The following is an 18,386-nucleotide window of genomic DNA, read 5'->3' as shown; positions in this document are numbered from 1 at the left end:
ACGCCCGACCGCCCCCGGGTTACCGCCGGGCGGCCGGGTTCAGCCGGGCGGCGTCCCGGTCGGCGGATGCCGCCGTCGGGTCGGTGACGGGCGGCTTCGCCTCGTCGGGGCGGCGCAGCGACCGGATCCGACGGGTGCACATCGGGACCGCCGACAGGGCCAGGCCGGCCGCGCCGACCGCCACCCCGACCCGGCTGCCGAGGGTCTGCCCGAGCACGCCGCCGAGCGCGCTGCCCAGCGGCAGTACGCCGAATGTGAGCAGCCGGTAGCCGCCGTTGCTGCGGGCGAGGCTGCCCCGGGGCATCACGACCTGCCGCAGCGTCACCGACAGGACGTTGGCGGTGCCGAGCCCGAAACCGCTGACGAGCTGGACCAGCGCGAGGGTGGCGGCCAGGGCCGACCCGGTACCGGGCAGGACGGCGATCAGCAGCGGGGTACCGGTGGAGAGCGTCAGCGCGCCGGCGAAGGTCCGGCCATACCCGAACCGGGTGGCGAGCCGGAGGGAGGCGAGGGTGCCCAGGAATGCCCCGGCCCCCGCCGCGCTCAGCGCCAGGCCGAACAGGCCCGGGCCCAGTCTCCGGTCCGTGACGGCGTAGACCACCAGGTTGACCACCAGGATCTGGGCCGCACCGTTGTAGATCGCGGCGTGCGCGGTCAGCGCCCGGAGCCAGGGGTTGACCGCGATGGCCCGGAGCCCGGAGAGGATCCCGGTTTTCTCGTCCTGTCGGGTCGGAACGGGCTCCGGCCGTCGCGCGCCGGCCACCCCGGCGGCGCTGGCCAGGTAGCTCACGGCGTCCAGGGCGAGGGCCGGTGCCGGGCCGAGCAGTTGGGCCAGCCCGCCGGCCAGCCCGGGCCCGCCCACCTGCGCGGCCGTGGTGGAGCCCTGGGTGGCCTGGTTCGCCGCGGGGAGGTCCGCCTCGGCGACCAGTGACGGCACGTAGGCGAAGCTGCCGATCTCGAAGACCACGCTGGCCGCGCCCACGGTCAGGGCGACCGCCACCAGCAGCGGCATGGAGAGAGCGCCGACGACAAGTGCGACCGGCACCGCGGCCAGCGCGACGGCGCGGACCAGGTCGGCGACCACCAGGATCCGCCGCCGGCGGCGGTGTTCCAGCCAGTGCCCGACCAGCAGGGGCAGCAGCAGGTTCGGCAGGAAGCCGGCGGTGGCGACGGCGGCCACCCCGGCCGCGCCCGCGCCCAGGGTCAGCGAGGCCACCAGGGGCAGCGCGACCGCCGTGACCTGGGTCCCCACCACGGAGACCGTGTGCCCCGCCCAGAACCTGCGGAAGTCGCGGTTGCGGGCGAGTAGCCCCGGGTTCGTTACCACTATGACGGCCCCTTCCAGTAACGGTTACCGGATGATGCTGCCATAGCGGTAAGCTCCTGTCATGCCCCAGCCCGGCGATCGCGCTCCCGCGCCGGCGTCCCTCGCCCTGGTGCAGGACCTGGCCAACACCGTCGACATCGAGGTGGGACGGGACGACCTGCGCACCGTCGCGGACCTCGCGACCTTCTGCGCCGCGCACGGCCTCGACGGGCTGACCTTCGCCGCCGCCGATGTCGAGCGCGCGCGCCGGCTCCGGGAGGCGCTGCGGGACGTCTGCCAGGCCCACACCGGAGTCGACGTGCCCGCCGCCACGCTCGCCGCGCTCGACGGCGAGTTCAGGGCGGCGCCGCTGAGGGTCGGCATCGACCCCGCCGGCAGGGCCCGTCCGGAGCCGGTGCCCGGGCTGACCGGGTTCCCGGCTCTGGTCGCCGAGGTCGGTCGGACCGTGCTGACCGCGGTCGTGGACGGCACCTGGCCGCGGCTGAAGGCGTGCGCCGCACACGAGTGCCGCTGGGTCTACTACGACCACAGCCCGGCCGGGCGTAGCCGTTGGTGCACGATGAGCATCTGCGGCAGCCGCGCCAAGATGCGGACGTACCGGCGGCGTGGCCGGCCCGCCTGAGCAGGGATCGCGGGTCGTACCAGCTAGTGCCGTGTCCACAAACGTTGGCCGGGTTGGTCGGGGTTGGGAAATTGTCGTAGGGGTGGTGTTGGCTTCGGTTCGTGCCTCGTCGTCGGGATCCCGCCGCGCTGCGGGTTGTGCACCGCACCGCGCGCGTCGCGTTGCGGGTGACGCCGGGGCAGCGGCGGCGGTGTTTCGGGCTGCTGCGCTCGGCCGGTGATGTGTGGGCGTGTGTGTTGGAGGTCAACGGGTGGCGGCGCTGCCGCCGGGACGTACCCCTGTCCGGTTATCAGGAGTTGTGTCGGGAGTTGGCGGCGTCGGGGCCGGGCACGTTCGCGGAACTGGATTCCGTCGGCGCCCGGTCGGTGTTGCGCCGGTTCTCCGATGCGTGGTTCGCGGCGGCGAAACGCCGCAATGCAGGTGACTTGTCGGCGGGGTTTCCGCGTCGTCGGCGGCCGCTGCTGCCGGTGCGCTGGTATCACGGCACGTTCACCCTCGAGGGACGCCGGGTCCGGATCCCCACTGCCAAAGGCACTCCGCCATTGTGGGTGCGTCTGGCGCGGGAGGTGCCGTATCCGGCCGAGCAGGTCCGGTCGGTCACGCTGCTGTGTGAGAGTGGCCGCCTGTTCCTCGACGTGACCGCTGAGGTGCCGGTGGCGGTCTACCCGCCAGGTGAACAACCGGATCCGGCCCGGGTGGCCGGGGTGGATCTCGGGATCATCCACCCCTACGCCGTGGCCGGCCCCGACGGGGAGGCGCTGCTGGTGTCGGGGCGGGCGATCCGCGCCGAACACCGGATGCACCTGGCCGACAACAAGGGCCGGCATCGCGCGGTCGCCCGGCGGGCGCCGAAGCCGGGTAAGAAGGGGTCGCGGCGGTGGCGGCAGTACCGGCGCCGGGCACGCCTGGTGGAGGGCCGGCACCGGCGGCGGGTCCGGCAGGCCCAGCACGAGGCGGCCCGCACGGTCGTGTCGTGGGCGGTGCGGGAGCGGGTGGGTGTGTTGCACGTGGGTGATCCCCGTGGGGTGTTGGACTTGCCGGCGGGGCGGCGGCACAACCTGCGGTTGCGGCAGTGGCAGATCGGGCGGCTCCTGCAGGTCCTCACCGACAAGGCCGCCCTGGCCGGCATCACCGTCCGGCTGGTCGACGAGCGAGGCACGTCCTCGACCTGCCCCGCTTGCGGAAGGCGGGTGCCGAAACCCCGTGGGCGGACCCTGTCGTGCCCGCACTGCGCCTTCTCCGGGCACCGCGACTTGGTCGCGGCCGCCAGCATCGCCGCCCGTGTTCCGGGCGGCGGATCCACCACCCTCGCAGCTGTTGTGCTGCCGGAGGTGGTCACGCACCGTCGAGCCGGACGGCACCTGCCCGGTGCCGGCCGGTCCCGACGTGACCCCCGCCGCCCACGGGTGGCGCGAGGATCAGTTGGCCCGCGGAGGCCCGCCCCACCAACGGGTGGGGAGTCGCTCGCCCCCAAGGCGAGGATCCACAACACCCACCGCAAACCCGGTGACCGTTAGTGGACACCGCACTAGAGTTTCGCCGACCGACGTCGAGGACAGGGACTGGATGATCATGCGGGACACGGACCGGGCGCTGGTGCAGGCGGCCACTGCCGTCGCCAAGCTGCGCTGCCGCAGCGAGAACCACACCGTCGCCGCCGCCGCGCGCAGCGCCGACGGGCGGGTCTTCACCGCCGTGAACGTCTACCACTTCACCGGCGGACCGTGCGCCGAGGTGGTGGCGATCGGCGCCGCCGCGACCCAGGGCGTGACCGAGCTGGAGACCATCGTCGCGGTGGGGGACCGGGGCCGGGGCGTCATCCCGCCGTGCGGCCGCTGCCGGCAGGTGCTGCTCGACTACTTCCCGTCGATCAAGGTCATCGTCGGCCCGGCGGACGGGCTGCGTGCGGTCCCGGTGGCCGACCTGCTGCCCGAGACGTACGTCTGGGCCGACCAGCAGGTGGAGCTGGCGACGGTGCCGCGGACCGGGGTGTGGCCAATGCCCGTGGTGCCCGGCAGCCGCCAGGCCGCGGAGGACTGACCCGGTCAGTCGCCCGACGCCGCCTCCAGCATCGACCGGGGGACCGGCACCTGCTCGAAGCGCACGTTGCCCTCCGGGACCATCCAGCTCATCACCTGGGCGACCAGGCGTCCGGCCCGGACGGCCGGGTCGTTGGCGTACAGCTCGAGAGCCATCTCCGGGTCCACCGAGAGCACGACGAAGCCGCGCAGCCGGTCGTCGTCGGCGCCGAGGAACGGGCCGGCGGCGAGGACCGCGCCCTGCTCCACCAGCCCGGCCTGGTGCGCCAGGTGCGCGTCCTGCAGGCGGTCGACCGCGTCCAGCGGCAGCTCGGGCGGGTCCGGCGGCCGGACCAGGAGGACGACGGTGTGCTGGTCGAATCGCATGCCGCCAGCCTAGGGGCGAAAACACCAGGATTGTCCGCCTGTTGCCGGTAGCGGACCCATCCGGGCGGCGTCGACCGCCCGGCCCGGCATCCCGGCGCGGCGGGGGGTGGCGACGCCGGATCGACGAACCCGAGTTAGGCATACCTAACCCACTCGGCTAAGGTAAGGCGATCCTAAGCTGAGAAGGGCGGGACTTCGCCGTGACCACCGTCGCCACCCGACCCGACCGGGCCGGCGTCCCGAGCCGCCGGCGGTCCGGCCGCCGGGCCGCGGTCGCCGCGGCGGCGGCCCTGCTGCTGGCCGTGGCCCTGCTGGCCAGCCTCGCCCTCGGCAGCCGCCCGCTCGCCGTGGACCAGGTGTGGCACGCGCTCACCGCCCCGGACGGCGGGGAGGCCACCACCATCGTCCGGGAGCTGCGCCTGCCGCGTACGGCCCTTGGGCTGACCGTCGGGCTCGCGCTCGCCGTCGCCGGGGTGCTCTTCCAGGCACTCACCCGCAACCCCCTCGCCGAACCGCGGATCCTCGGCATCAGTGCCGGCGCCTCGTTCGGCGTGGTCCTCGCCATCGCCGTCTTCGGCGTCGGCAGCCTCGCCGGGTACGTCTGGTTCGCCGTCGCCGGCGCGCTCGCCGCCGGCCTGCTCGTCCTCGCCGTCGCCAGCGGCACCCGCGAGGGCGCCAGCCCGGTCACCCTCGCGCTGGTCGGCGCGGCCCTCGACGCCAGTCTCGCCGCCGGGGTGTACGCCCTGCTCAGTATCGACGCGCGCACCTTCGAGGAGTACCGCTTCTGGGTGGTCGGCGGGCTGACCGGCCGGGACGTCGGAGTCGCCGGGCAGGTGCTGCCGTTCGTCCTCGCCGGGCTGGCGCTGGCCGCGCTGGTCGCCCGGGGCCTCGACGCGCTCGCCCTCGGCGACGACGTCGCCCGCGGCCTCGGCCACCGGATCGGCCTGGTGCGCCTCGGCGGTGGCGCAGCCGCCGTGCTGCTCACCGGCGCCGCCGTGGCCGCCGCCGGACCGATCGCCTTCGTCGGGCTCGCCGTGCCGCACCTGGCCCGGGCGCTGGTCGGCGCGGACCACCGGTGGACCCTCGCGGTCTCCGCCCTGCTCGGGCCGGCCCTGCTGCTCGGCGCCGACGTCGTCGGCCGGCTGGTCGCCCCGCCTGGTGAGGTGCCGGCCGGGATCGTCACCGCGCTGATCGGCGCCCCGTTGCTGGCGTACCTGGTCCGCCGGGCGAAGGTGGTGACTGCGTGACCGCCGTCGAGTCGGCCCGCCCGACGTACGCCGGGCTGCCTGGGCGGGTGCTGCTGCGGTTCGGTCCGGTCAGCGTGCAGGTCCGCCGCCGCGCGGTGCTCGTCGCCGCCGCGACGGCCGTGCTGCTCGCCGCCGCCGTCGTGCTCAGCCTCTCCCTCGGCACCCCGTACGTCGCGCCGGCCGACGTGCTCCGGTCACTGTCCGGCGCCGGCACCCCGTACGACCTGGTGGTGCGCGACCTGCGGCTGCCGCGGATCGTGCTGGCCGCGACGGCCGGGGCGGCGTTCGGGATCGCCGGCACGCTCATCCAGAGCGTGGCCCGCAACCCCCTCGCCAGCCCGGACGTCATCGGCATCACCCAGGGCGCCGGCCTCGCCGCCACCGTCGCGATCACCACCGGCGCCGCCGCCGTGCTGGTCGCCCCGGCGGCGCTGCTCGGCGGACTCGCCGCCGCGCTGCTGCTGCTCGCCCTCGGCGCCCGGCACGGCCTGGCCGCCCAGCGGTTCGTGCTGGCCGGGGTGGCCGTCGCGTTCGCCCTGCGGGCGCTGACCGAGGTGGTCATGCTCTCCGCCGACCCGATCGACGGGCTGCGGGCGCAGATCTGGCTGATCGGCACCCTGGCCGGTCGGGGCCGGTCCGAGACGCTGTGGATCGCGCTCACCCTGGCCGTCCTGCTACCGGTGCTGGCCTGGGCCGGCTGGGCGCTCAACGGCACCGCGCTGGACGACGACACCGCCCGGGGCATCGGGCTGCGCCCGGCCGCCCGGCGGCTCGGCCTGGCCGTCACCGGCGTCGTGCTCGCCGCCACCGTCACCGCCCAGGTCGGCGCCGTCGACTTCGTCGCGCTGGTCGCCCCGCAGGTGGCCCGTCGCCTGGTCCGCGCCGAGCGCCCCCCGCTGGTCTGCGCCGCCCTCGTCGGCGCGCTGCTGCTGGTGCTGGCCGACCTCGCCGGCCGGCGGCTCTTCGCCCCTACCCAACTGCCGGCGGGCGTGCTCACCGCCGCCATCGGCGGTCCGTACCTGATGTTCCTGCTGGTCCGACGTCGGCGGAGGTCCGCGTGAACCGCACCCCTGACACCCGAGGCGCGCTGCTCTCGACCCGCGACCTGACCGTCGGCTACGACGAGCGGACCGTGCTGGACGGCCTCGACGTGGACCTGCCCACCGACGCCTTCACCGTCATCGTCGGGCCGAACGCCTGCGGCAAGTCCACCCTGCTGCGGACCATGGCCCGGCTGCTCACCCCGCGCGGCGGCACCGTGCTGCTGGACGGGACCGCCATCCGCGACCTGCCCACCCGGGAGGTCGCCCGCCGCCTGGGTGTGCTGCCGCAGAGCCCGCTGGTGCCCGAGGGGGTCACCGTGGCGGACCTGGTCGGCCGGGGCCGGCAGCCGTACCAGCGGTGGTGGCGGCAGTGGTCCGAGCAGGACTCCGCCGCCGTCGACCGGGCGATGGCCCAGGCCGACGTGGCCGGGCTCGCCGACCGCCCGGTGGACACCCTCTCCGGCGGGCAGCGGCAGCGGGTCTGGATCGCGATGAGCCTCGCCCAGGACACCGAGGCGCTGCTGCTGGACGAGCCGACCACCTTCCTCGACCTGGCCCACCAGGTGGAGGTGCTGGACCTGCTGCACCGGCTGCGCGCCGAACGCGGCCGGACCGTGGTCGCCGTGCTGCACGACCTCAACCAGGCCGCCCGGTACGCCGACCACCTGATCGCGATGCGCGAGGGCAGGGTGGTCGCCGCCGGCCCGCCGCGCGAGATCCTCACCGCGGACCTGGTCCGTGACGTCTTCGGGCTCGACTGCGTGGTCGTCCCCTGCCCGGTGACCGGCGCACCGCTCGTGGTGCCCGGCCTCACCAGTCCGTCCCTGGCGCGCCCGACCGCCCCGGCGGCGCGCCCCTCCGTCGCCGACGCGGACCTGCCGCCCGTCGACTCGTACCCTTCGAAAGGACACTGATGCGTCGTCTCGCCGCCGCCCTGACCGCGGCCCTTGCCCTCGGCGTGGGCCTCACCGCCTGCGGGGAGAGCGACCCGGTCGCCGACACCCCCGCCGGAGCGACCCGGGAGATCACCCACGCGATGGGCACCACCAAGGTCCCGGCGGACCCGAAGCGGGTCGTGGTGCTCGACATCGACAAGATCGACACGGCGCTGTCGCTGGGCGTCACCCCGGTCGGCGCCGCCACCGCGGGCGAGGCCAGGAGCTGGCCCACCTACTTCGGCGAGGAGAAGCTCGCCGGCATCAAGGAGGTCGGGGTGCTCACCGAGCCCGACCTGGAGGCGATCACCGCGCTCAAGCCGGACCTCATCCTGGGCAGCAAGTTCCGCCAGGAGAAGTTCTACGACGAGCTGAGCGCCATCGCCCCCACCGTCTTCACCGAGAAGGTCGGCATCACGTGGAAGGAGAACCTGCTCCTCGACGGTAAGGCCCTCGGCAAGGAGCAGCAGGCGAAGGACCTGCTCGCGACCTACGAGAAGCGGGCGAAGGACTTCGGCGCGAAGCTCGGCGACGCCGCCTCGCGGGAGATCTCCATCGTGCGCTTCATCCCGGGCAACATCCGGGTGTACGGCCCGGACTCCTTCTCCGGCATCGTCGTGGGCGACACCGGGCTGGGCCGCCCCGCCCGGCAGCGCCTTGACGGCAAGGAGGACAAGCGCTTCGACCTGGTCAGCCCCGAGCGGATCAACGAAGTCGACGGTGACGTCATCTTCGTGACCGCGTACGGCGAGAAGGCCGCCGCCGAGCAGGCCAAGGTCACCGGCGGCACCCTCTGGCAGAACCTGTCCGCGGTCAAGGCCGGCAACGCCCACGTCGTCTCCGACGAGACCTGGATGACCGGCATCGGCGTGGGCGCCGCCAACAAGATCCTCGACGACCTGCAAACCCACCTCCCCGCCTGACACCCCGCCCACGCCCCCTCCCCAAGATCCGCGCAACTTCACTGAAAATGCTGTGTCGCCATGTCTGGAGGCAGCGCTTTCCCGGAAGTTGTGCAGATCTTGCGGGCGGGCGGGGCGTCAGTGGGTGCGGGAGCGCAGGGCCTGGCGGACCTCGGAGAGGAAGGCGGGGAAGTCTTCCTTGAAGCGCTTGGCGGTCAGGTGGAGGACGATCCAGTCCTCGCCGAGCAGGCGGTTGAGGCGCTGACGGTCGCGGTGGAACTGTTCCGGGTCGTGGTGCCAGAGTCCGTCGTACTCGACGGCGATCTTCCACTGCGGCCAGGCCAGGTCCACCCGGGCGATGAAACGGCCATCGCGCTCCACCACGAACTGGGTGACCGGGGCCGAGAACCCCGCCAGCACCAGTCGGACCCGCAGCCGGGATTCCTGTGGTGATTCCGCTCCGCCGTCGACCAGAGCAGCGACGCGCCGCATGCGCTTCCACCCTCGTGCCCCGACCCGGGCGTGCGCCAGGTCCCGCAGGCCCGCGACGGTGACCAGGCGGCGCCGGAGCAGAACGTCGATCAACGCGACGGCGTCCTCCACCTGCAGCCACTGCGTCAGGTCCCAACTGGTCCGCTCGGGTGTGGTAACCAGGATCCCTGCGCGGGTCAGCACATCTGCCTCCGGCACCTCGGTGGTATGCACGGCGAGGCCGATGACCGGTCCGAAGCGATTGCCGACAGGAACCAGGACGTCGATGGGCTCACCAGCGCCGACCGTGCCGGCACCGAACAGAGCCGCCGCGCTTCGACCGGCGATCGCGGCGCCTGGTGGAAGTAGCCACCGAGCGGCTGCGGCACATCGGATCGGGTGCGAGATCGTGAGACGCGCGTCGGCGTAGACGTCCTTGAACAGCGACCGCCAAGCGCTGCTACGCAACTCGGTACGGGTCAGCACCCCGCTCGCGACGGCGGCCGAGCCCTGGAAGACCCGCCCCGACAACTGAGCCGGCCGACGAGGAGAAACAGGCATCCCCTCACCCTGGACACCTCTCCGCCTCTCCACCACCCCCTGTGGACAACCCGATCGGTGTCCCTTGCCGAGAACAAGATCCGCGCAACCTCAGGGAAACTGCTGCCTCGGGCTCGGTTGAGGCGGCGTCTTCCCGAAGTTGCGCGGATCTTGGCCAGGTGGGGCGCCGGCGGCGACGGGTGGGGGTTAGGCGGCGGTGGACCAGATGGCGCGGAAGGCAGCGGCTTCGCCGGCGAGCCACTGCTCGACCTGGTCGGGCTTGACGGTGTCGGGCATGCGGTGGGACTCGCCGCGGCGCACGTCGACCAGGACGGGCTCGGCGTGCGGGAGGACGGCGTCCATGTGGCGGGCCATCAGGTGGAGAGTGGCGAGAGCCGCCTCCTCGCTGGGCGGCGCCTCGTCGAAGTGCAGGCGGACGGCCTCGGCGCGGCCGTCGGCGTACCGGACGCCGAAGTGTGGGTTGATCTTGACCGGGAGGTCGCCGAGCATGGCCAGGGCGTCGCGGGTCTGGGCCAGGTCGACGCCGGCCGGCTCGCCGAGGGACTCCAGCCAGGCGGTCGCACCGGGGACGAGCGCCTGGTAGAGCGGGCGCCAGCGGGGCTTGACCAGGTCGGCCACCTGGGCGAGGTGGGTGCCGCCGGTGTGGAAGGCGATGTCGGCCTTGAGCGCCTTGACGAACTGGCCGTGCGGGTTGAACCCGTGTCGGCTGGCCCGCTGCTTGCGCAGGCCGCCGACGAAGGTGGCCTTGGTGGGTCCGGTGCGGTCGACGTACCGGGTGAAGCCGAGGAGGGTGGCGTACGGCGTGAGGGGAGTGGAGATGGGCGCGGTCACGAGCATCCTCCCAGGTCAGGAACTCGATTAGTACATACATTCTAATCGACGGGTCTGACATCGCCCAGGCTGGAAAGGAGCCGTTGTCCTGTCCGACCTTGCTCCATGGGTCGCCGCCCACGCGGATTGTCCATCAAATTGGTTTGATGTAATCTGCGTTCGTGGTGCTTCAACAGGACGGTGTCGCTGGACCGCCGGTGTTCCTGCGTGCGGCGGGGCATCCGTTGCGGTGGCGGCTGCTGGGCGAGTTGGCCCGCAGCGACCGGCAGGTTCACGAGCTGACCGCGCTGGTGGGGCAGCCGCAGAACCTGGTCTCCTACCACCTGGGCCAACTGCGCAAGGCGAACCTCGTCAGCGGCCGGCGCAGCGCCGCCGACGGCCGTGACACGTACTACCGACTTGACCTGGCCGGCTGCGGTCGGCTGCTGGCCGCCACCGGCGGTGCGTTGCACCCCGCGCTGCGGCTGGCTCCGCCCCCGGCACCGGTCGCGCCGCAAGCGGCGGTATCGGTGTTGTTCCTGTGTACGGGGAACAGCACCCGTTCACCGATGGCCGAGGCGCTGCTGCGCCAGCAGGCCACAGCCACCCGGCCAGGCGCCGTGGTGCGGGTGCGCAGCGCGGGCAGCCATCCCAAGCCGGTGCACCCACGGGCGGTAGCGGTCATGGCCGAGCGGGGTATCGACCTGGGCGGCGCCCGCCCGAGGCGCCTCGACGAGTTCATCGGGGAGCGCTTCGACTATGTGATCACGCTGTGTGACCGGGTTCGGGAGGTCTGCCCCGAGTTCCCCGGTCACCCCGAATCGATGCACTGGAGCATCCCCGACCCGGCCCGTGAACCGGACGGCTACCCGGCGTTCCAGCGTGCCGCTGCCGAGCTGTCCGAGCGGATCGGATTCCTGCAGTACCGCATCGCGGCAGACATCGCCGCGGCCTCGAACGCAGCCAACTCGAATACGGAGGAGCCATGAGCATCGTGTCCGATGGCACCGTCAACGTCCGGTACCTGGTCGACGACGTGCAGTCCGCCGTCGACTTCTACACCATCCACTTCGGCTTCACGCTGAACACCGCCGCGCTGCCGGCATTCGCCGACGTCACCCGGGGCAACCTACGGCTGTTGCTGGCCGGACCGGCAAGCTCGGCCGGCCGCCCCATGCCCGACGGGCGCCGGCCCGAACCGGGCGGCTGGAACCGCATCCACTTCATCGTCCACGACATCACCGCCGAGGTGGCCCGGCTGCGGGCTGCGGGCGTGGTGTTCCGCAACGACATCGTCACGGGCCCCGGCGGCCGGCAGATCCTGCTCGACGACCCGTCGGGCAATCCGGTCGAACTGTTCCAGCCTGCCGGATCCTGATTGGACGGTGACTCGAAGCGCTCGGCGGAGCCCGGCGCCGACCCGGGGAAGTTCAGGAGCAGTCGCAAAGTTGGCTCGGACGCCGCGAAGGGCCGTCCGGACGCACCGGACGGCCCTTCGCGGAGAGGATTCAGAGCTGGCCGACGTCGGTGATCCGGACGGCCGCGGCGCCCACCTCGTCGGAGGCGGCGAGGTCGACCTCGGCGCTGATGCCCCAGTCGTGGTCGCCGTCGGGGTCGTCGAGGATCTGCCGGACGGTCCAGCGTTCCCGGCCCTGCTCGATCATGAGCAGCGCCGGCCCGCGCGCGTCCGGGCCCACCCCGATCGAGTCGTACGCCTCGAAGTACGGTTCCAGCGCGTCCGCCCACGCGTCCGCGTCCCAGCCACCGGCGGCGTCGAGTTCCCCGAGCAGGTCCCACCGGCGCAGGGCGGCCAGCTCGACCCGGCGGAACAGCGCGTTTCGCACCAGCACCCGGAACGCCCGGGCGTTGCGGGTGACCGCCGGCGGACGGTCGTCCAGGGCGGCGTGGGCCTGCGCCACCTCGGCCACGTCGGACGGGTTGCGCAGCCGCTCCCACTCGTCGATGAGGCTGGAGTCGACCTGGCGGACCAGTTCGCCCAGCCACTCGATGAGGTCGACCAGTTCCTCGGTCTTGGCGTCCTCGGGCACGGTCTGCCGCAGCGTCTTGTACCCGTCGGCGAGGTAGCGCAGCACCAGGCCCTCCGAGCGGGACAGCCCGTAGAACTGGACGTACTCGGTGAAGGTCATCGCCCGCTCGTACATGTCCCGGACGACGGACTTGGGGGAGAGCTGGTGGTCGGCGACCCAGGGGTGCCCCTGCCGGTACATCTCGTACGCGCCGTCCAGCAACTCGGCCAGCGGCTTGGGCCAGGTCACCTCGTCGAGCAGCTCCAGCCGGGCCTCGTACTCGATGCCCTCGGCCTTCATCGCGGCGACCGCCTCGCCGCGGGCCTTGAACTGCTGCGCGGAGAGCACCTGGCGCGGGTCGTCGAGGATCGACTCGATGACGGAGAGCACGTCGAGGGCGTACGACGGGGACTCCTTGTCCAGCAGCTCGATCGTGGCCAGGGCGAGGGGTGACAGCGGCTGGTTGAGGGCGAAGTCGAGCTGGAGGTCGACGGTGAGCCGGACCCGGCGACCCTGCTCGTCCGGCTCGTCGAGCTGCTCGACCACCCCGCCGGCCTTCAGCGCCCGGTAGATGGCGATGGCCCGGCGGATGTGCCGGCGCTGGGCGGCGGCGTCCTCGTGGTTGTCGGTGAGCAGGTGCCGCATCGAGGCGAACGCGTCGCCGGGACGGCCGATCACGTTGAGCAGCATCGAGTGGCTGACCTGGAAGCTGGAGGTCAGCGGCTCCGGCTCGGCCTCGACCAGGCGGTCGAAGGTCGGCTCGCCCCAGCCGATGGAGCCCTCCGGCGGCTTCTTCTTCACCACCTTGCGGCGCTTCTTCGGGTCGTCGCCGGCCTTGGCGAGCGCCTTGGAGTTCTCGATGACGTGCTCGGGGGCCTGCACGACGACCCGGCCGAGGGTGTCGAAGCCGGCCCGTCCGGCCCGGCCGGCGATCTGGTGGAACTCGCGGGCCTTGAGCAGCCGGGTGCGCACGCCGTCGTACTTGGACAGGCCGGTGAAGAGCACGGTGCGGATCGGCACGTTGATGCCGACGCCCAGGGTGTCGGTGCCGCAGATGACCTTGAGCAGGCCGGCCTGGGCGAGGGTCTCCACCAGGCGCCGGTACTTGGGCAGCATGCCGGCGTGGTGCACCCCGATGCCGTGCCGGACCAGCCGGGACAGCGTCTTACCGAAGCCGGAGGTGAACCGGAAGTTCCCGATCGCCTGCGCGATCATGTCCTTCTCGGCGCGGGTGCAGACGTTGACGCTCATCAGCGCCTGGGCGCGTTCCAGGGCGGCCGCCTGGGTGAAGTGCACGACGTAGACGGGAGCCTGCTTGGTCTGCAGGAGCTCCTCCAGGGTCTCGTGCAGCGGGGTCATCGCGTACGAGAAGAGGAGCGGGACCGGCCGCTCGGCCGAGCGGACGACGGCGGTCGGCCGGCCGGTGCGCCGGGTCAGGTCGTCGACGAACCGGGTGGTGTCGCCGAGCGTGGCGGACATCAGGACGAACTGCGCCTGCGGCAGTTCGATGATCGGCACCTGCCAGGCCCAGCCGCGGTCCGGCTCGGCGTAGAAGTGGAACTCGTCCATGATCACCTGACCGACGTCGGCCCGGGCGCCCTCGCGCAGCGCCAGGTTGGCCAGGATCTCCGCAGTGCAGCAGATGATCGGGGCGTCGGCGTTGACGCTGGCGTCGCCGGTGAGCATGCCGACGTTCTCCGCGCCGAAGACCTCGCAGAGGGCGAAGAACTTCTCCGACACCAGGGCCTTGATCGGCGCGGTGTAGAAGGTGGTCCGGTCGTCGGCCAGGGCGGCGAAGTGGGCGGCGATCGCGACCAGGCTCTTGCCCGAGCCGGTCGGCGTGTTCATGATCACGTTCGCGCCGGAGACGATCTCGATGACCGCCTCCTCCTGGTGGGGGTAGAGGTCGAGGCCGCGCTCCTTCGCCCAGCCGGCGAACGCGTCGAAGAGGGTGTCGGGGTCGGCGCTTCGAGGCAGCGCGGCAGTGAGCGTCATAGCGCCCCCCATGGTGCCCGGATCATGGACCGCCGCGCCAACCGGGGCGTCCGTGGCGTCCGCCGGGCGCACGGTCCGTCCCACACGTCCCGATCCGCGCCCGCCGCCGACCACCCGCGAGGGGTACGCCCGCGGGTCAGCCGCGGCGGTGGATCAGGTCGAAGATCGGCCGGCCGGCGGTGAGGGCGCGGCGCTCGAACTTGGTCACCGGTCGGTGCTCGGGGCGGGGGGCGAAGCCGTCGTGCACGTCGGCCAACTCCGGGTCGGCGGTCAGCGTCTCCCGCATCGACTCGGCGTACTCGGCCCAGTCGGTGGCGCAGTGCAGCGTCCCGCCGGGGGCCAGCCGGGACCGCAGCAGCGCCACGTGGCCGGGCTGGATCAGCCGCCGCTTGTGGTGCCGGGCCTTCGGCCACGGGTCGGGGAAGAAGACGTGCACAGCGTCCAGCGAGCCCTCCGGCAGCGCCCGGACCAGGTCCAACGCGTCGCCCCGGGCCACCCGGACGTTGCCCAGCGCGTGCCGTTCCGCCAGGTCGAGGAGGTTGGCGATTCCGGGCGTGTGCACCTCAACCGCCAGATAGTGTCGGTCCGGGTCGGCCGCCGCCATCGCGGCGGTGGCGTCGCCCATGCCGGAACCGATCTCCAGCACCAGCGGGGCCGGCCGGCCGAAGAGCGCTGCCGGGTCGAACGGCCCGCCGAGGTCGGCGATGTCCAGGCCGTACGCCGGCCAGAGCCGGTCCAGCGCGTCAAGCTGGCGGCCGCTCATCCGCCCCCGACGGGGGTGGAAGGTGCGGATCCGCGCGGCGTGCGCGGTGGGGGCGGCGGGATTCTGGTCGGTGGAGGTCACAGCGACCCGAGCGTACGCGACGGTTCGGCCGATCGGATGTGAGGTGCGGCCGGGGGTGAGAGGATTCATCCCGTACGGCAGGACGGGCGGTCCGCTGCCCGGCACCGCCCTACGCGCCGGGAGGGGTCATGGTGTCAGTCACGCGCCGCGCGACGCTGGTGATCGCGGCCGCCGCGATCTGCGGCCCGCTGCTGGCAGTGACGCCCGCCCTCGCCGGCCCGCCGCCCGTGGCCGAGCCGGTCCCCGCCGCACCGATGCCGACCGCCAGCCGGACCGAGCCGCCGAGTGACGTGATCTTCGTCGAGGTCACTCCGAGCACCGTGGAGCCCGGCTTCCTGGTCGGCATCCGGGCGAGCTGCCGGGACAACTCGATGCCGGCGACCGTGGTGTCGGACGCCTTCGGCCGGGTGCAGGTGCAGCCGCAGCGTGGGCTGCTGACCGCCTCGCCGATGGTCAAGGAGCGCACCCGTCCCGGCAACTACCGGGTGAAGCTGGAATGCCCGGGCGGGCAGACCGCGTCGACGATGCTGCAGGTGGTCAATCGGGTCGCGCCGAGCCGTGGGCCGGCGACCGGCTTCGGCGGCACCGCGGGCGTCGGCCTCGGCGGACTGCTCGTGCCGATGGGACTCGCGCTGACCCTGGCCGGGGCGGTCGTCGGCGTGGTCGCCGCGCGCCGGCCCCATATCGTCCGTGGCGCCGCCCCCCGCTGAGTCGCGTCATGGCCTCGCATCCCGCTCCGCAGCCGGCCGCCCGGCCGGCCGGGCGTGACCGCCGGTCCGGGCGCAGCCCCTGGTCGGCGCCGCTGGCGGTGGTGCTGGTCCTGGTCGGGGTGTTCGCCACCGGGGCGGGGCTCGGGCGTACCGCCGGCCCGTTCGACTGGGCTGCCGGCGCGGCGCGTCGCGCGCAGACCGCAGGGGACCCGGACGGCCGGCTGCCGGCGAGCCGGCCGGTCAGCCTCTCCGTGCCGGCGATCAAGGTGGACGCGCCGGTGACCCCGGTAGGGCAGGCCAGGGACGGCTCGATCGACGTGCCGCCGCTGAGCAAGCACGACCAGACCGGCTGGTACGACCGCGGCCCGACCCCGGGGGAGCCGGGCCGGGCGATCATCGTCGGGCACGTGGACACCAAGAGCGGCCCGGCGGTCTTCTACGAGCTCGGCAAGCTCAAGCCCGGCGACCGGATCGAGGTGACCCGGTCGGACCGGAGCGTGGTGACCTTCAAAGTCGACACGGTCGAGCACTTCGACAAGGCCAACCTGCCGGCCGACCGGGTGTACGGCGACGACGGCCCGCCGGGGCTGCGCCTGATCACCTGCGGCGGCGACTGGTTGGGCGGGAAGACCGGCTACGCGGACAACGTGATCGCGTTCGCCTCGCTGGTCGACACCCGCAAGCCCTGACCGGGCTCAGCCCTTTCCCAACGGTCGGGACATCCAGGGCCAGGACGCGGGAAACAAGACCAACTAGGTTGTCAAGGTTGGGCGGAAGGCTCAACCGGTGTCCGGCCGGAGGAACGGGCTTCCCTGCCTTCGCGGCGACCGGGCGGGCGGGCGAGCGAGCCCATCGCGATCAGCTGCGCAACCACCAACAGCGTGACCGGGACCAGCCACCAGAGCCCGAGGTCGCTGCGGATCGTGACGGTCAGGAGCGCGACGCCGACCAGCGCCAAGCCGGCCGAGAGCCAGCCGGCGAGGCCACGCAGGGCCCGTCGGTGACGCCAGATCAGCCAGACGGCCGGCAGCCACGCGACCACCGCGATGACCATCCCGACGAAATCCACCAGCGAAGGCCCGTGCGTCCGGCTGAACGAGAACAGCCGAGGCCCAGAGTCCGGCATTGCGATCAACAGGCCACCTGCAGCCGAGCCGACCAGCCAGCCGAGCATGCGGCTGGCTACTGGTGTGCGAGTCATGGCGGCATGATCCCACGCCCACAACAGCGCACCCGCCCTGTGGGAGCACGACGCACAGACTCTGCCCCCCGGCCAGCCCTGATCGGGGCTCAGCCCTTGCCGGGGACCTGCTGGACCACCTCGAACTCCAGCAGGCTCGCGCCGCTGGCCACCGGCCGGCGCTGCTCGCCACCCTCGCCGGCGTGCGCGGCCCGGGACGGCCCGGCCGCCCAGGCCTGGTACGCCTCCTCGGTCCCCCCAGCGGGTGTAGACGAAGTAGCGGCTCTCCCCGGCGACCGGGCGGAGCAGCTCGAAGCCGAGAAAGCCGGGGGAGTTCTCCACCGCGCCGGCCCGGGCCGCGAACCGCCTCTCCAGTTCCTCGCTGGCGCCGGGCGGGACGTCGATCGCGTTGATCTTCACGACTGCCATGGCTCCACACTAGTCACGCGGGGCCGGCCCGGTCGGCCGGCGATCGGGTTCAGAACGCCTCGACGGCCGGCACCAGGTCGGCGTCGACCACGATCGGGGCGTGGTCGGAGGGGCCTTTGCCCTTGCGCGCCTCCCGGTCCACGTACGCGGAGCGGACGGCGCGGGCGAACGGGGCGGAGGCGTACACCAGGTCGATCCGCATGCCCTTGTTCTGGTGGAACATCCCGGCCCGGTAGTCCCAGTAGGTGTACGGGTGCGGACCCTTCATCGGGGTGGGCACGACGTCGCTGAGCCCGAGGTCGCGCAGTGCGGCGAGGGCGGCCCGCTCGGCGGGGGTGACGTGGGTGGAGGTGACGAAGAGCGCCGGGTCCCACACGTCGGCGTCGGTCGGGGCGACGTTGAAGTCGCCGCAGACCGCGAGGGGCAGCCCGCCGGTCAGCTCCGGTTCGAGCGCGTCGCGCAGCGCGGCGAACCAGGCCAGCTTGTACGCGTAGTGCGGGTCGTCGGGGGCGCGGCCGTTGGGCACGTACACCGACCAGACCCGCAGCCCGCCGCAGGTCGCCGAGAGGGCCCGGGCCTCCGGCTCGGGGAAGCCGGGTTCGCCGGGGAACCCGACGGCCACGTCGGCCAGCCCGACCCGGGAGAGGATGGCGACGCCGTTCCACCGGCCGTCGCTGTGGCTGGCCGCCTCGTAGCCCAGCTCGCCCACCTCGGCGACCGGGAACGCCCCGTCGGGGCACTTGGTCTCCTGCAGGCAGACGACGTCGGGCTTCGTGGTGGCCAGCCAGTCGAGCAGTCGGGGCAGGCGGGCCTTCACCGAGTTGACGTTCCAGGTCGCCAGGCGCATGTCTCCAGCCTGCCGCATCACCGGCCGCCCC

The 18,386-nt window shown here is 73.2% G+C and carries 20 protein-coding genes and 1 pseudogene; 12 read left to right on the top strand and 9 right to left on the bottom strand.

From position 1 onward, the window contains the following. Nucleotides 1–19 precede the first annotated feature (19 nt). Entirely contained in the window at nucleotides 20–1,327 is a 1,308-nt protein-coding gene (locus OG799_RS16900) for an MFS transporter (RefSeq protein WP_406045988.1), read from the bottom strand. 61 nt (nucleotides 1,328–1,388) lie between these two features. Here OG799_RS16900 and OG799_RS16895 point away from each other — a divergent pair, with 61 nt between their 5' ends. The 3 genes from OG799_RS16895 (at nucleotide 1,389) to OG799_RS16885 (ending at nucleotide 3,989) form a co-directional block, all read left to right on the top strand. Further along, nucleotides 1,389–1,949, top strand: coding sequence for a CGNR zinc finger domain-containing protein (locus tag OG799_RS16895; RefSeq protein WP_406045987.1), 561 nt, complete (start codon nucleotides 1,389–1,391; stop codon nucleotides 1,947–1,949). 101 nt (nucleotides 1,950–2,050) lie between these two features. Further along, nucleotides 2,051–3,466, top strand: coding sequence for an RNA-guided endonuclease InsQ/TnpB family protein (locus OG799_RS16890; RefSeq protein ID WP_406045986.1), 1,416 nt, complete (start codon nucleotides 2,051–2,053; stop codon nucleotides 3,464–3,466). A 55-nt stretch (nucleotides 3,467–3,521) separates the two neighbouring features. Then, on the top strand, nucleotides 3,522–3,989 hold the full coding sequence (locus OG799_RS16885; protein ID WP_406045985.1) for a cytidine deaminase family protein: 468 nt from the start codon (nucleotides 3,522–3,524) through the stop codon (nucleotides 3,987–3,989). A gap of 5 nt (nucleotides 3,990–3,994) precedes the next feature. On the opposite strand, the gene OG799_RS16880 is transcribed toward OG799_RS16885, so the two are convergent. After that, entirely contained in the window at nucleotides 3,995–4,354 is a 360-nt protein-coding gene (locus tag OG799_RS16880; protein WP_406045984.1) for a YciI family protein, read from the bottom strand. A gap of 200 nt (nucleotides 4,355–4,554) precedes the next feature. Here OG799_RS16880 and OG799_RS16875 point away from each other — a divergent pair, with 200 nt between their 5' ends. Genes OG799_RS16875 through OG799_RS16860 form a run of 4 tightly spaced genes read left to right on the top strand, consistent with a single transcriptional unit; the run spans nucleotide 4,555 to nucleotide 8,502 of the window. Further along, nucleotides 4,555–5,601 (top strand): FecCD family ABC transporter permease, encoded by a 1,047-nt coding sequence (locus OG799_RS16875; RefSeq protein WP_406045983.1) that lies wholly within the window; start codon nucleotides 4,555–4,557, stop codon nucleotides 5,599–5,601. Beyond that, nucleotides 5,598–6,662, top strand: coding sequence for a FecCD family ABC transporter permease (locus OG799_RS16870; RefSeq protein WP_406045982.1), 1,065 nt, complete (start codon nucleotides 5,598–5,600; stop codon nucleotides 6,660–6,662). Before OG799_RS16875 ends, OG799_RS16870 begins: the two co-directional genes overlap by 4 nt. Nucleotides 6,663–6,706: 44 nt before the next feature. Continuing rightward, entirely contained in the window at nucleotides 6,707–7,558 is an 852-nt protein-coding gene (locus tag OG799_RS16865) for an ABC transporter ATP-binding protein (protein ID WP_406046307.1), read from the top strand. Then, complete coding sequence (locus OG799_RS16860) at nucleotides 7,558–8,502, top strand: ABC transporter substrate-binding protein (RefSeq protein WP_406045981.1); 945 nt, start codon at nucleotides 7,558–7,560, stop codon at nucleotides 8,500–8,502. Before OG799_RS16865 ends, OG799_RS16860 begins: the two co-directional genes overlap by 1 nt. A 117-nt stretch (nucleotides 8,503–8,619) precedes the next feature. On the opposite strand, the gene OG799_RS16855 is transcribed toward OG799_RS16860, so the two are convergent. Further along, on the bottom strand, nucleotides 8,620–9,171 hold the full coding sequence (locus tag OG799_RS16855; protein WP_406045980.1) for an endonuclease domain-containing protein: 552 nt from the start codon (nucleotides 9,169–9,171) through the stop codon (nucleotides 8,620–8,622). 9 nt (nucleotides 9,172–9,180) lie between these two features. On the opposite strand from OG799_RS16855, the gene OG799_RS16850 reads away from it, so the two are divergent. Then, the gene (locus tag OG799_RS16850) at nucleotides 9,181–9,321 is read left to right on the top strand and encodes a hypothetical protein (RefSeq protein ID WP_406045979.1); all 141 of its coding nucleotides are present in this window, start codon (nucleotides 9,181–9,183) and stop codon (nucleotides 9,319–9,321) included. 378 nt (nucleotides 9,322–9,699) lie between these two features. Here OG799_RS16850 and OG799_RS16845 read toward each other — a convergent pair whose 3' ends face one another. Next, nucleotides 9,700–10,344: a hypothetical protein gene (locus OG799_RS16845; protein ID WP_406045978.1), complete on the bottom strand. Its 645-nt coding sequence runs from the start codon at nucleotides 10,342–10,344 to the stop codon at nucleotides 9,700–9,702. 161 nt (nucleotides 10,345–10,505) lie between these two features. On the opposite strand from OG799_RS16845, the gene OG799_RS16840 reads away from it, so the two are divergent. Both OG799_RS16840 and OG799_RS16835 read left to right on the top strand, forming a co-directional pair. Then, a complete protein-coding gene (locus tag OG799_RS16840; RefSeq protein ID WP_406045977.1) occupies nucleotides 10,506–11,312 on the top strand; it encodes an ArsR family transcriptional regulator in 807 nt (268 codons plus the stop codon). Next, nucleotides 11,309–11,701 carry a VOC family protein gene (locus OG799_RS16835; protein WP_406045976.1) on the top strand — a complete coding sequence of 131 codons (393 nt, stop codon included), beginning with the start codon at nucleotides 11,309–11,311 and terminating at the stop codon, nucleotides 11,699–11,701. The genes OG799_RS16840 and OG799_RS16835 overlap by 4 nt, the downstream gene beginning before the upstream one ends. A 130-nt stretch (nucleotides 11,702–11,831) precedes the next feature. On the opposite strand, the gene OG799_RS16830 is transcribed toward OG799_RS16835, so the two are convergent. Then, nucleotides 11,832–14,345, bottom strand: coding sequence for a DEAD/DEAH box helicase (locus OG799_RS16830; protein ID WP_406045975.1), 2,514 nt, complete (start codon nucleotides 14,343–14,345; stop codon nucleotides 11,832–11,834). Nucleotides 14,346–14,481: 136 nt separating this feature from the next. Beyond that, nucleotides 14,482–15,189, bottom strand: coding sequence for a tRNA (guanosine(46)-N7)-methyltransferase TrmB (gene trmB / locus OG799_RS16825; protein WP_406045973.1), 708 nt, complete (start codon nucleotides 15,187–15,189; stop codon nucleotides 14,482–14,484). 128 nt (nucleotides 15,190–15,317) lie between these two features. Between trmB and OG799_RS16820 the strand changes: the two genes are divergently transcribed. Beyond that, nucleotides 15,318–15,899 carry a hypothetical protein gene (locus tag OG799_RS16820; RefSeq protein WP_406045972.1) on the top strand — a complete coding sequence of 194 codons (582 nt, stop codon included), beginning with the start codon at nucleotides 15,318–15,320 and terminating at the stop codon, nucleotides 15,897–15,899. A gap of 8 nt (nucleotides 15,900–15,907) precedes the next feature. Continuing rightward, nucleotides 15,908–16,588, top strand: a complete 681-nt coding sequence (locus OG799_RS16815) for a class F sortase (protein WP_406045970.1) — start codon at nucleotides 15,908–15,910, stop codon at nucleotides 16,586–16,588. 71 nt (nucleotides 16,589–16,659) lie between these two features. Here the strand turns inward: OG799_RS16815 and OG799_RS16810 are convergent, their stop codons facing one another. From OG799_RS16810 to OG799_RS16800, 3 genes and pseudogenes are all read right to left on the bottom strand, one after another. Next, a complete protein-coding gene (locus tag OG799_RS16810; RefSeq protein ID WP_406045969.1) occupies nucleotides 16,660–17,100 on the bottom strand; it encodes a hypothetical protein in 441 nt (146 codons plus the stop codon). A gap of 89 nt (nucleotides 17,101–17,189) precedes the next feature. Further along, nucleotides 17,190–17,508: pseudogene (locus tag OG799_RS16805) on the bottom strand (antibiotic biosynthesis monooxygenase family protein). A 49-nt stretch (nucleotides 17,509–17,557) separates the two neighbouring features. Next, a complete protein-coding gene (locus OG799_RS16800) occupies nucleotides 17,558–18,355 on the bottom strand; it encodes an exodeoxyribonuclease III (protein ID WP_406045967.1) in 798 nt (265 codons plus the stop codon). Nucleotides 18,356–18,386 lie beyond the last annotated feature (31 nt).

The organism is Micromonospora sp. NBC_00898 (assembly GCF_045207895.1).
GTDB lineage: Bacteria > Actinomycetota > Actinomycetes > Mycobacteriales > Micromonosporaceae > Micromonospora.
This window is presented reverse-complemented; position numbering and strand designations above follow the sequence as displayed.